General features: G+C 72.6%; 9 protein-coding genes and 1 tRNA gene. 6 read left to right on the forward strand and 4 right to left on the reverse strand.

What is annotated here, in order from left to right; all coding sequences use genetic code 11:
• Positions 1-560: 560 nt before the first annotated feature.
• The 3 genes from IH09_RS31660 to IH09_RS31670 are packed head-to-tail and all read right to left on the reverse strand — an operon-like array spanning position 561 to position 2616.
• Positions 561-1172, reverse strand: a complete 612-nt coding sequence (locus tag IH09_RS31660) for a hypothetical protein (RefSeq protein WP_052860988.1) — start codon at positions 1170-1172, stop codon at positions 561-563.
• Positions 1169-1912, reverse strand: a complete 744-nt coding sequence (locus IH09_RS31665) for a hypothetical protein (protein ID WP_052860989.1) — start codon at positions 1910-1912, stop codon at positions 1169-1171. Before IH09_RS31665 ends, IH09_RS31660 begins: the two co-directional genes overlap by 4 nt.
• Positions 1909-2616 carry an ABC transporter ATP-binding protein gene (locus IH09_RS31670; protein ID WP_052860990.1) on the reverse strand — a complete coding sequence of 236 codons (708 nt, stop codon included), beginning with the start codon at positions 2614-2616 and terminating at the stop codon, positions 1909-1911. The genes IH09_RS31665 and IH09_RS31670 overlap by 4 nt, the downstream gene beginning before the upstream one ends.
• Before the next feature lie 135 nt (positions 2617-2751).
• Here IH09_RS31670 and IH09_RS31675 point away from each other — a divergent pair, with 135 nt between their 5' ends.
• Entirely contained in the window at positions 2752-3630 is an 879-nt protein-coding gene (locus tag IH09_RS31675) for a sensor histidine kinase (RefSeq protein WP_052860991.1), read from the forward strand.
• On the forward strand, positions 3627-4292 hold the full coding sequence (locus IH09_RS31680) for a response regulator transcription factor (protein WP_052860992.1): 666 nt from the start codon (positions 3627-3629) through the stop codon (positions 4290-4292). The genes IH09_RS31675 and IH09_RS31680 overlap by 4 nt, the downstream gene beginning before the upstream one ends.
• A gap of 220 nt (positions 4293-4512) precedes the next feature.
• Here IH09_RS31680 and IH09_RS31685 read toward each other — a convergent pair.
• A tRNA-Arg gene (locus IH09_RS31685) sits at positions 4513-4588 on the reverse strand.
• 303 nt (positions 4589-4891) lie between these two features.
• Between IH09_RS31685 and IH09_RS40360 the strand changes: the two genes are divergently transcribed.
• The 4 genes from IH09_RS40360 to IH09_RS31705 all read left to right on the forward strand — a co-directional run bounded on the left by IH09_RS40360 (position 4892) and on the right by IH09_RS31705 (position 12285).
• The gene (locus IH09_RS40360; protein WP_404827302.1) at positions 4892-6841 is read left to right on the forward strand and encodes an ATP-binding protein; all 1950 of its coding nucleotides are present in this window, start codon (positions 4892-4894) and stop codon (positions 6839-6841) included.
• Positions 6838-9093, forward strand: a complete 2256-nt coding sequence (locus IH09_RS31695; protein WP_318279613.1) for a GTPase — start codon at positions 6838-6840, stop codon at positions 9091-9093. The genes IH09_RS40360 and IH09_RS31695 overlap by 4 nt, the downstream gene beginning before the upstream one ends.
• A gap of 666 nt (positions 9094-9759) precedes the next feature.
• Complete coding sequence (locus IH09_RS40365; RefSeq protein ID WP_318279614.1) at positions 9760-10395, forward strand: single-stranded DNA-binding protein; 636 nt, start codon at positions 9760-9762, stop codon at positions 10393-10395.
• 441 nt (positions 10396-10836) lie between these two features.
• Positions 10837-12285, forward strand: coding sequence for a Cys-Gln thioester bond-forming surface protein (locus IH09_RS31705; RefSeq protein ID WP_165484921.1), 1449 nt, complete (start codon positions 10837-10839; stop codon positions 12283-12285).
• Positions 12286-12560: the final 275 nt, after the last annotated feature.

Below are 12560 nucleotides of genomic sequence, written 5' to 3' on the forward strand. Positions count from 1 at the left end.
GCTCCCACTCCGCATCACTCAGATCACCCCGCCCCATACCCCACATCAACGATCCGAACACAGAGCAGTCACATGATCGACCGGACAAGTCCTAGCTGGTTCAGTTTGATCGGTGGCTCGGGCCCGTGGCTCTGGGCAGGATGCGGTGGGACGGAGATCAGTCGGAGTCAGGGCAACTGGAGGGGGAAGCATGGCGATCGAGGTGTTGCCGGTGGCGGGGGAGCAGTTCGGACTGCTCGATGCCGTGATTGCGTTGGGAGACCGCTACACCAAATTCCTGGGCTTGCTTACGCCGCCGGCTTATCGCAAGCATGCCGACGACGGAGGTCTGCTGGCTGCCGTGGAGAACGAGGATGTCGTCGGCTACGCGCTCTTCGGGCTGCCCAAGCGGAATCACGGGCGGTGCGCCGACGGACGAGCTGTCGACGGACCCGGCGGTAGCCGGGCCGACGGCGGTGCGGCAGGGTTGCCCAGGACGGCAGGGAGACATCCCGCGTGGAGGGGCTCGCGTGGGCCTTGTAGTGGGCGGCCGTGCCGGGGTCACCCGGTGGCTCGTGCTGTCAGATGTCCCGGTGCCGGTATGTCACGAACGCGGCGGCCAGGGCGGCCAGCGTCCACGCCAGCGTGACCGGCAAGGGCCGCGCCGACACCGGGGCGAGGTCGGGCAGCACATCCGCCACACCGGGGAACCGCGCGCGCAGCACGGGCCCGACGAACGTGAAGTACCCGACGAGCAGGGCGACCGTGCCGTGTGCGTGGCGCAGCAGGAGGCCGGCCGCCGAGGCCAGGAGGGCGGCCAGGGCCAGTCCCCCGGTCATGGCGGGGAGCGTGGTCGCGGCGGTCGAGTGTCCGGATGCCAGGTGTGTGGCGGAGGCACAGCCGGCTGCGGCCGGGAGTGCCAGGGTGAGCAGGGCGGCCGTTGACGCGATGCGGTGCGGCAGGCGCCGGGGCATCGCCATCGCGGTGGTCCGGGCCTGTCCTCCGTCGTATTCCGAGGCCACCGCGAGGACGCCGAGCACCAGGAAGCCGATGCCGCTGTACGGGGCGGATCGCGGTCCGGTGACCGCGCCGAGCGCGGGCGAGAGGGCAAAGAGCACTGCCAGGGTGATCCGCAGGGCAGGCAGACTCAGGAGCTTGGACAGCTCGGCGCGGTACGCCAGGCACAGCCTCACGTGTCCCTCCGGCAGAACACCACGGCGGCCGGGGCGAGGACCGCCGCCACCCAGGCCACCATGACGAGCCCTGCCGTGACCGGCGCGAAGTGCGCTCCCGTGGCCACGTCGCGCAGGAACATGTGTGGGCCGGCCACATCAGGGAAGTAGTGCGCCGCGTCCGTGACCTTGGACAGCAGATACGTCACCGACACCAGCGACACGTTGGCGATCATCATGGCCATCGGCACGACGCCGTTGCGGGTCAGGACGGTGACGGCCAGGGCCAGCCAGGCCGTACACAACAGGTAGACCTGCACCCCGAGAACCCGTCCCGCCGTGACGGCCGCAACCGGCTCGCCTCGTACGAGATGTACAGCGGTGAAGGTCGCCACGCCGGCCGCCGCCGCGACCGCGAGTGCGAGCAGGCCGACGGCGGTCAGTTTCGCGGCCAGGGCCACGAGCCGTGCCGGTGTGGCGGTCAGGGTGGCGGCGATCTGCCGTGTCGCCGCGGATTCCTCGCCTCCGGTGGTGTACTCGCTGCTGACGGCGACGACGCCGAGCACGATGGCACCGATCGCGCCGCCCATGCCGAGCTCGGTGAATCCGGCGTCCACACCGCCGGACCAGTGCGGCGAGCGGGCGTTGAGCGCGGCGAGCCCGGCCGGAAGCAGGACACCGAGCGCGATGGCGAGCCGCGCCGACGGCAGCGTGAGCAGCTTGTGCCCCTCCGCGCGCAGGGCCCTGAAAACTGTGGTCACTGGCCGTCCTCCGTCCGCGTGAGGTGGAAGTAGGCGGACTCCAGGGTGCGGTGGGCGCCGGTGACTTCCGTGAGCGTGCCCTGGGCGACGATGCGGCCACGGTCGATGATCACGATGTCGTCGGCGGTCTCCTCCAGTTCGGCCATGAGATGGCTGGAGAGGAGCACTGTGTGGCCCTGGGCGGCTCGGGACCGGACCATGTTGCGCAGCCAGCGGATGCCTTGCGGATCCAGGCCGTTGACCGGCTCGTCCAGAACCAGGACCGGCGGGTCGCCGAGGAGTGCCGCGGCCACGCCGAGCCGGCGGCCCATGCCCAAGGAGTACGAGCCGACGCGCTGCCCGGCGGCCTCGGCGAGCCCGACGTCCGCCATCACCTCCGCGACGCGGGCGACGGGAACCCCCGCCGCATGCGCCAGCCAGCGCAGGTGGGCACGGCCGGTGCGGGAGCGGTGGGCGCCCGACCCGTCGAGTACGGCGCCGACCGTGCCCATCGGGTCGCGCAACCGGGCGTAGGGGACGCCGTCGATCAGGGCCCTGCCCGAGGTGGCGCGGTCCAGGCCGAGCAGGATGCGCAGGGCCGAGGACTTGCCGGCGCCGTTCGCTCCGAGGAATCCGGTGACGCGGCCGGGGCGGGCCTCACAGCTGATGCCGGCCAGGACGTGGCGTTCCCCGCGGCGTTTGACCACCGAGTCGAAAACAATCATGGCCGTACGTCATCACGCGGTGAAGGCGCGGCGGATCGGGCCCGGAACCGAGATCCGCGGCCGCGGCTGCGACCCAGGTCTTTCGGACCTGGGACCGAGGACTGCTCGCCGGCGACCGCCTAAGATCGAACACCCATGACTCGCGAACGCCCCGAGATATCCCACGAGCGCCCACGGTGGACATCCCGCACGGGCGCCATCGCCACGGCGGTGGTGGTCGTCCTGTTTCTGAGCCTGGTCACCGTCGGCTCGTCGGCGCGTGGGGCGCAGATCACCCTGGTCGTGGTGCCTTGCGTCGCGGTCGCCGTCTCGGTCTGGGCGATGGCCCGCACCCGGACCCAGCGCACGGAGTACGAGCGGCGCCTGACCACCTGGGCGGTCGAGCGGGCGACCCAGGCCGAACGCCTGCGCATCGCCCGTGACCTGCACGATCTGGTCTCGCACGGGATCGGGTTGATCACCGTACGGGCCGCCACCGCCCAGGCGACCGGCCAGGAGCGGGAGGAACTGGCCACCGCGCTCAGCGATATCGAGGATGTCAGCCGGCAGACCACCACCGAGCTGCGCCGTATGCTCACCGTGCTCCGCGAGCCCGCCGCCACTGGCGATGCCGCTCCGCTGCGGCCCGCCGAGAGTTTCGCCGATCTGCCCGGCATCGTCGCGGCGGCCGAACGCACCGGCCTGACTGTGCACCTCGACTGCGTCGAGCCCGCCCGGGTCTCCGCCGGGGTGCAGCTGGCCACCTGCGCGGTGGCCCGCGAGGCGCTGCACAACACGCTGCGGCACGCCGGCCCCACCATCACCACGCTCACGGTCCGCGCTGACGGCGATGACCTGCTGGTCAGGGTCGAGGACGAAGGACCGGTGCCGGGTTGGCGGGCAGGCACCGGCGCCGGGCACGGACTGAGCGTGCTGCGCGACCGGGTGCAGGCCGTCGGCGGCGCCCTGACCGCCGCACCCTGTGGCCCCGGCTTCCGCGTAGAGGCCCGCTTCCGGCGGGAGATGGCCCGATGAGCGGTGCCGTACGCGTACTCGTCGCCGACGACCAGAACCTGTTCCGGGAGAGCCTGGCGCTGCTGATCAACTCCGGCGAGGACCTGACGGTCGTGGCCGAGGCCACCACCGGCGAGGACGCCTTCGCGCAGACGGTGGCCCAACGGCCCGATGTGGTTCTGATGGACATTCGCATGCCCGGCGGCGACGGCATCGAGGCAACCCGGCGCATCTCCGCCGAGCCGGGTCTGGCGGCCACGCGGGTGCTCGTACTGTCCATGTTCGAGCTCGACGAGTACGTCTACTCGGCGCTGCGGGCAGGAGCCAGCGGCTTTCTCCTCAAGGACGCGCGGCCCGCCGAACTCCTGGACGCGGTGCGCCGCACGCACGCCGGCGACTCGCTGTTCGCGCCGAGCATCATGACGCGCCTGGTCGAGCACTATCTCGATCGGCCCACGCCGGGACCTCCGTGCACCGCAGGGCTCGGGCACCTGACGCCGCGCGAGACCGACATCCTGCTGCTCGTCGCCCAGGGGCGCTCCAACGACGAGATCGCCCAGGACCTCGTGCTGTCCGTGAAGACCGTGAAGACCCACATCGGCAATCTGCTGGCCAAGCTGCAGGCCCGCGACCGGGCCCAGCTGGTGATCGCCGCGTACCGGGGCGGACTCGTCGTGCCGTGACGCTCCGGACCGGCCCCTACGCGTCCTTGGGGTATCGGACGAGCAGAATCCCCTGGACCTCGCCGTCCGGCGCGCTGTAGAAGTGCGACGCCGCATGCGCTTGTCCTGGCCGTGGCTGCCGCACGCGCTCGTCCCGGCCGTGGCTGGAGTGGGCAGCGCACCGCGACCACCAAACCGCCCCTGACCAGCAAAAAGACCCTCCCAGCGGGAGGGTCTGACCTGGCGCCCCCGGCAGGACTCGAACCTGCGGCCAAGTGCTTAGAAGGCACCTGCTCTATCCACTGAGCTACGGGGGCCGGGTGGTGGACGTGGATCACGGACCGCGGACAAGGATAGGGGTCCGGGTACCTCGTCCCGGTTGCTTCACCTCCGTGGCACGTTGTGGAGGTTCCGTGAAGCGGTCCTGATAATCGCAGGCGGGTGCGAATCACGCACCGCTTTTGGTGGCTCACGCGGCGGGTGTTGTGTACTCGTTATGCCTGCGTCCCACATGTCGCGAACGTCCCATGCGTCACTGATCCCGATCTGTGGGGGTTCTTGCGGCGCGCACGAAGGGCTATACGCTTCAAAAACCCAACGAAATTGGGCATTCTGCACATGTGGCGACCTTGGACGTACGACCCCGGCTCATCGACGCGCTGTCCGTTCTGCGCGACCGCGTCGACGCCGCACGCTTTCCGCTGCCACTTCGGGGCGCCGCCCGCGCCCGGCTCGGCCGGGCCGAGCTGCTCGCCCAGCTCGACGACTATGTGATTCCCCGCCTGCGCTCCCCTCAGGCCCCGCTGCTGGCGGTCATCGGCGGATCCACCGGGGCGGGCAAGTCCACGCTGGTCAATTCGCTCGTGGGCCGGCGGGTCACGGAGGCGGGCGTGCTCCGCCCCACGACGCGTACGCCGGTGCTCGTCTGCCACCCCGACGACCGCCACTGGTTCGCCGGAACGCGCGTGCTCCCGCAGCTCACCCGGGTGTGGGTACCGGAACAGGACGGCGGCACCGGCCACGACGGCACCCACCCGGCGAACGGTTCGCCGTACGGCGGCGACCGGCCGTACGAGGGCGAGCGCGGCGGCGCGTACGACTGCGACTGCGAGCACGGATACGGGTACGGCGACGCGTACGCGTACGAGTACGGCCGCGATTCCCGGGGCTACGGCGCGTACGGCCGCGAGGGCGCCGGTGAGCCTGGGATGCCGACGCTGCGGATCGAGACGGACGCCGCGCTGCCCAGCGGGCTGGCCCTGCTGGACGCCCCGGACATCGACTCCCTCGTCGCCCGCAACCGGGAACTGGCCGCCGAGCTGATCTGCGCGGCCGACGTATGGGTGCTGGTCACCACCGCCGCCCGGTACGCGGACGCGGTGCCCTGGCACCTGCTGCGTACGGCGAAGGAGTACGACGTCACCCTGGTGACCGTGCTGGACCGGGTGCCGCACCAGATCGCCCCCGATATCTCCGGCCGGTACGCCGAACTCCTCCAGCGCGCCGGCCTCGGCCATGTGCCGCGGTTCACCATCCCCGAGCTGCCCGAATCGGCCGGCGGCGGCAGCGGACTGCTGCCCGCCACCGCCGTCGCGGCGCTCCGCGCCTGGCTGGAACGGCACGCCCAGGACCCCGTCTCGCGTACCGCCGCCGCGGACCGTACCGCGGCCGGCGTCATCGCCTCGCTGCGCAGCCGGCTGCCCGCGCTGGCCGGAGCGGCGGCGGCCCAGCACGCCGCGGCGCTGCGGCTGGCCGGCCGGGTCGAGGAGGCGTACGAGGAGGCCGCCGGCCGGGTACGGCGGGAGGTCGAGGCGGGCGAGGCGCTGTCCGGTGACGCGCGCGCCTACTGGTACCACCACGAACCCGGCGGCAGACCGGACGAACTCCTGGACGCGCTGACCCATGGGCTGACGTCCCTGCTGGCCTGCGCCGTCGAGGCGGCCGACGCGCACGCCGCCGGCGCCTGGCGGGATGACCCGGCGGCGGCGGACGTCTCCCTGACGGCCGCGGCGGGCGCCACGGGCGCGGCCGGGCGGCTCGGCGTGATCGTCCGGCGCTGGCGGCGCTGCCTGGAGGAGCTGGCCGAGGAGGAGACGCGCGACGCACGCGGCGGACGGGCCGGCGAGCGCGCGGGATCCGTCGAACCGGAGGAGACGGCGGCGCTGCTGGCCGCCGTGCTGCTCGGTGGGCGGCGGGCGCGTACGGCGGGCGAGACCCTCGCCGACCTGCTGGGCGCCCAGTGCGCGCTGCGGCTGCGCGACCGCGGCGGCAGGCTGCTGGCCGGCTATCTGGAGCGCGCGCTGGACGGTGAGCGTGAGCGACGGCTGGCACCGCTGGACCAACTGGCCGTGCCACCGGACCAGCAGGCCGAGCTGATCGCCGCACTCTCCCTGTTGCAGAAGGAGAGGGAGAAAGAGAAGCGGGAACGGGAGCTGGGGCGGGAGCAGGAGCGAGAACGGACGTACGGGAAGGGGCGACAGGGACAGCAGGGGCAGCAGGAAGAGCAGGAACGGGCGGAGAAGTGGCAGCGGGCGGAGAAGGAGATGGCGAAGGAGAAGGTGTCGCGGTGAGTGCTGCTATGGGGTACACGGACGCCGAGGCCGGCGCGGACCCGCCCATGGACCACAGTGGCCGCGCGTACCCCGTGGGGGACGCGGAGAACGGCCGGAACGCGAAGGATCCGAAGGACCCGAGGGACTCGAAGGGCTTGGCGGGCGCGAAGAGCTTGGAGGACATGGTGCAGAGCCTGGGTTCGGAGGGCGGTCGGAGCCCGGTAGCGGGAGCGGCGGACGGCGGGGCCTGGGACGACGGGGTGATCGCGCGGCGGGCGCGGACGGGGGAGTTCCCGCGGCCGGCGCGGCAGCGGGGCATGTCCTCACTCCTGGAGGCGGAACTGGAGGAGGCGGCCCGTTGGCTGGACCCCCTGGGAGCGGAGCCCCGGGGAGCAGGCGTCCAGGTATCGGGCGCCCCGCCATGGGACGTCGGACAAGGGGACGCCCAGGGGAGCGGGACGGGCTTCGAGCCGGGGTGGCGGGGGGAGCGGCGGGCGACGGGGGAGGACGAGGGCGCAACTCGGAGCGCAGGTGCGGGTGGGGCCGGCGCCGAGGCCGGGGCGTATGAGGTGTCGGCGGGCGGGAGCCGGTGCGGTGCGGGCGACGCGCTGTTGCTGCGGCTGGACGCGTTGCGTGAGCTGATCGAACTCTCCCGGACCCGGCTGGACGGGCGGACGCTGGCCGAGGCGGGCCGGGTGCTGGACGCGGCGGTCGAGCGGCACCGGCTGTCGGGTGAGTTCACCGTCGTCGCCATCGCCGGTGCGACCGGCAGCGGTAAGTCGTCGCTGTTCAACGCGTTGGCGGGGGCGAACCGTTCGTCGGTGGGGGTGCGCCGGCCGACCACCTGCGAGCCGGTGGCCTGCGTCTGGTCGGGCGACGGGCCGGGTGACAGGCCGGGCGCGGAGGGGCTGCTGAACCGGCTGGACGTGCCGCTGCGCCGTCGCCACCTCCCGGTGGACGCCGCCCCCGAACTGCGCGGGCTCCTGCTGCTCGACCTGCCCGACCACGACTCGGCGGCCACCGGGAACCGCGCGCAGGTGGACCGGTTGCTGGACCTGGTGGATGCCGTGATCTGGGTCGTGGACCCGGAGAAGTACGCGGACGCGGTGCTCCACGAGCGCTATCTGCGGCCGCTGGCGGGCCATGCCGAGGTCACGTTCGTGGTGCTCAACCAGGTGGACCGGCTGCCGGGCGAGGCCGCGGACCAGGTGGTGGACGATCTGCGCCGGCTGCTCGACGAGGACGGGCTGGCGCTGGGCGAGCACGGCGAGCCCGGGGCGACGGTGCTCGCGCTGTCCGCCGCCACCGGCAAGGGCGTCGGGGAACTGCGGGAGGCGCTCGGCCAGTTCGTCGCGGAACGGGGTGCGGCGGACCGGCGGCTGGCGGCCGATGTGGACGCGGCGGCGGAACGGTTGCGGTCGGCGTATGTGGCGGCGCGCCGGGTCGGGCTGACGGAAGAGGCCCGCGCGGAGTTCGACGACCGGCTGGCCGAGGCGGTGGGCGCGGTGGCCACCGGGCGCGCGGCGGAACGCGACTGGCTGCGGCAGACGGCCTGGGTCTGCGGCTCACCGTGGACCCGGCTCAGCGGCGGACGGACGGGACGGTGGGCGTGGGAGGGCCCGGCCCGGGGCGCGCGGAAGCGCGGCGGGCGCCTGAACGGCGGACGTACGGGCCTCGGGCGTACGGCCGGTGGGGCTGCCGGCGCCGGGTACGAGGTGACGGGGGTGGCCGGCCCAGCGGCGGCGCGGCCGGTGGTGGAGCAGGCGGTGCGGATCGTGGCGGGCGAAGCGGCGTGCGGACTGCCGGAGCCCTGGGCCCAGGCGGTGCGCGAGGCGGCGGAACGGGGTGCGGAGGGGTTGCCCGAGGCGCTGGACAAGGCGGCGGCGGACGCCGAGACGTCCCTGCGGGGCGGCCCGGCGGTGAAGCCGCGCTGGTGGACGGTGGCCGCCGTGTTGCAGGGGCTGCTGTTCGTGCTCCAAGTGGCCGGTGTGCTGTGGCTGCTGGGCGTGGTCACGGGGGTGACGGACGCGACGGGGTGGCTCGCCGCGCTGCTGCCCGCGGTCATCGGCTCGGCGGGCGGCCCGGCACTGGCCTGGCTGTGCCGGATGGGGGCACGCGGTCCGGCCCGCCGGTACGGGCAGGAGGCGGAGCGACGACTGCGGAGCACGGCGGCGGGATGCGGCCGGGCCCGGGTCCTGAAGCCGGTCACCGCCGAACTGAAGCGCTACCAGGAGGTGCGCGAGCGGTACGCGGTGGCGTCGGGCGCGTAGCGGGATGGTGGTGGGGCGGGCGCGTTGGATGTGGCGGGCATGTTGGATGTGGCGAGTGCGTCGGATGTGACGGGCACGTCGGATGCGACGGGGTCTCGTGTCGCCGGTGGCGGGTGCCCTGTCACGCGTGCGACCGGCTGCTGGTAACCGCCCGCTGGTGATCGCCCGCCCGCGATCGGGTGGCCGTGACGTGGGGGCTGTGCCCTGGTGCCGGTGAGGGGGACGGCGGTACGCCCGGCGACGGGGGACGCGGGGTGCCGCGGGACGAGGCGGGTGCCCCGTCACGAGTACGACCGGCTGCCGGTGACGGCCTGACTGTGAGTGCCCGCCCGCGATCGGGTGCCCGTGGCGGGCTGCCTGTACCCGGGGGCAGGTGACAGGGGCGGCGGTACGTCCGGCGGAAGGGGCTGCGGGGTACCGCGGCCCGCGGGCAGGGCGGCCCGGGTGACGGAGTTGTCCACAGTCGGCCCGTCGTCCACAGCCCGCCACGGCATTCGCGCACGCCGTGCAGCATGGGATCACGCACAGCGATCAGCACACGGCGATCAGCGCAAAGCGATGAGCGCTCCGCGATCACAGTGCAGCGACAACGCATGGCGACAGCACACAGCGATCGACGCGCAGCGAGCGAGCGGCGCACGGCGACAGTGAACGGGGGCGGTTTCGGTGAACGAGACGATGGTGACGTTGGTGGGGAACGCCGCGACGGCGGTGGAGCACCGGCTGACGACGGCGGGTGTGGCGGTGGCGCGGTTCAGGCTGGCCGCGACCTCCCGGCGCTGGGACAAGGCGCGGGAGTGCTGGAGCGACGGGGAGACGAGTTTCTACACGGTCCGCGCCTGGCGCGCGCTCGCGGACAACGTCGCCGCGTCGGTCGCGGTCGGGGAACCTCTGGTGGTCCAGGGCAGGTTGAGGCTGCGGGAGGGGGAGCAGACGCCGGAGCGGGGCGGGCAGCGCTGGTTCTCGGCGGAGGTGGACGCGGTGGCGATCGGCCACGATCTGGGACGGGGCACCGCCGCGTTCCGCAGGGTGGTGCGGGCCCGTACGGATCCGCTGCCGCCGCAGCGGGGATCGGCCGAACCGGCCCCGAACGCCGGGAAATCGGCGCGGGCGGATGCCGCGCATTTCGTTGAATCAACAACTGCGGGGGAAGGGCCTATCGCGTCCAAAGTGCCAACCATGGATGAAGCGAGGACTACGGCCATCGCAACAACTACGACCGGCATGACAACCACGCCCGAAGCGACAACCGCGCCCGACGCGAGAACTTCCACGGAAGAAAGAACCGCTGCCGGAGTGTGAACCACCGCCGGCGCACGAACCGCGGACGGCAGCGATATCGGCGGCGGAATGGCGGCAACAAGTGCCCCGGAAGCGGCAGTCGGCGTGGCCGGGGCAACAGTGGGGCCGGGTCGCCCCTTGCGAAAGCCGTACCTCGTGCCGCCTGTTACCGAGGTCACGCGGCGCCGCCCGAGAGGGGGCGAGGGCGATTCGCCTGAGAAGGTGTCAGTGCCCTGAAAAGTCCCGGAGATTTGTCGATAATGCCAGGTCAGCGGGGGCGTACGTGGTAACGATTGCGATTCGGATCGCTTGCGGGACGCCATTCCTGGGGAACGGGTTGCGCCCGATCCATAGGATCCGACAAGTGCTCACGGGGGCTGAACTATTCGGCTGTTGAGTTCTTTGCGATCTTTCCGGCGAGGCACCCTCCCCACTCGACGCTTCGCCTATGAGGAGAAATTCATGCTTTCGATGAAGAGGCGGGGCGCAGCCCGCCTTGCCGCTGTGGCCATGGCCTCGGGCCTGGTCGCGGCGGGCGCGATAGCCACCGCGGGGACGGCCGCGGCGGACGACGTCACACCCTCGCACGGAGGTGCCATCGCCACGCTCGGCGGTCTGAAGACCTTCGACCAGGCGATCGTGCACGGCAACGGGCACGACCAGCGCATCGGTGCCGGTCTCTTCGAGATGTCGGTCGACAACGGCGGCACGCTTCAGACGTACTGCATCGACATCCACAACCCGACGCAGCGCCAGGCGAAGTACCAGGAAGTGCCCTGGAAGGAGTCCTCGCTGCACAACAACGCGGACGCGGGCAAGATCCGCTGGATCCTCCAGAACTCCTACCCCCAGGTGAACGACCTCGCCGCGCTCGCGGCCAAGGCCGGATCCGGGACCCTGAGCGAGAAGACCGCCGCGGCCGCCACCCAGGTCGCGATCTGGCGCTTCTCCGACCACGTCAAGGTGGACGCGGTCGACCCGGCGGCCGAGAAGCTCGCCGACTACCTGGAGAAGAACGCGCAGAGCGTCGCCGAGCCCAAGGCGTCGCTGACCCTGGACCCGCCGGCCGTCTCCGGCAAGTCCGGCAACAAGCTCGGCCCGGTCACCGTCCACACCAACGCCGACAACGTCACGGTCGCCCCGGCGGCCAACGCGCCGGCCGGTGTCAAGATCGTCGGCAAGGACGGCAAGCCCGTCACCGGTGCCGCCGACGGTGCCCAGCTGTTCTTCGACGTGCCCGCGGGTGCGGCCGACGGCAGCGCCTCGCTGACCGCCCAGGCCGCCACCAAGGTCCCGGTCGGCCGTGCCTTCACCGGCATCGGTGAGCACGCCAAGAGCCAGACCCAGATCCTGGCCGGCTCCAGCGAGTCCACGGTCTCCGCGACCGCCACCGCCTCCTGGAAGAAGGAGGGTGCCATCCCGGCGATCACCGCCGAGAAGAACTGCACCAAGGGCGGCGTGGACGTCACGACCTCCAACAAGGGCGACCAGGCGTTCCACTTCCAGCTCTCCGGCAAGAGCTACACGGTCGCCCCGGGCGCCTCGCAGACCGTGACCGTGCCGGTGGGCGAGGACCAGCCGTACCAGATCACGGTCAAGGGTGACGGCGGCATTTCGAAGTCCTTCTCCGGCGTCCTGGACTGCAAGACCGTCGGCGGCACGCCCACCTCGAAGCCGAGCCCGGGTACGGCCGGCGGCAGCACCACCGGAGGTAACACCACCGGCGGCGGCACCACCGGTGGCGGTAGCGACACGGCCGGTGGCAGCACCGGCGCCAACAACGGCGGCGACCTCGCCGAGACCGGCTCCAGCAGCGCCACCCCGGTGATCGCGGGCGTCGCGGTCGCGCTGGTCCTGGCCGGCGGCGGCGCGGTGTTCTTCCTCCGCAAGAAGAAGGCCCCCACCGCATAGTGACCGACCGGTGACAGTCCGGTGACCGGCCGACGGCCGGCCACCGGCCGACCCGGCACCCCGTGGCCCCGGAGCGCACCCGCGCCCCGGGGCCACGGGCGTCCGCCCCTGGCCCCGCCCGTGCCCCTCGTGGGCCGTCCGTCCGGCGGATCCCGTTTCCATCCCGGTGCGGGCGTACGGCAAGATGGGTGTATCTGCCCTCGCGCGGCCACGCCGCACCATGGCCCACGCGGCGGAGCCGCACACCCACCAGACAGATCCAGACTGCCGGACGG

The organism is Streptomyces celluloflavus (assembly GCA_000720995.1).
GTDB classification, from domain to species: domain Bacteria; phylum Actinomycetota; class Actinomycetes; order Streptomycetales; family Streptomycetaceae; genus Streptomyces; species Streptomyces celluloflavus.

Excerpts from the sequence above, each read along its gene's own strand:
- IH09_RS31670 (WP_052860990.1), bottom strand. The coding sequence starts at position 2,616 with ATGATTGTTTTCGACTCGGTGGTCAAACGCCGCGGGGAACGCCACGTC.
- IH09_RS31675 (WP_052860991.1), top strand. The coding sequence starts at position 2,752 with ATGACTCGCGAACGCCCCGAGATATCCCACGAGCGCCCACGGTGGACA.
- IH09_RS31680 (WP_052860992.1), top strand. The coding sequence starts at position 3,627 with ATGAGCGGTGCCGTACGCGTACTCGTCGCCGACGACCAGAACCTGTTC.
- IH09_RS31705 (WP_165484921.1), top strand. The coding sequence starts at position 10,837 with ATGCTTTCGATGAAGAGGCGGGGCGCAGCCCGCCTTGCCGCTGTGGCC.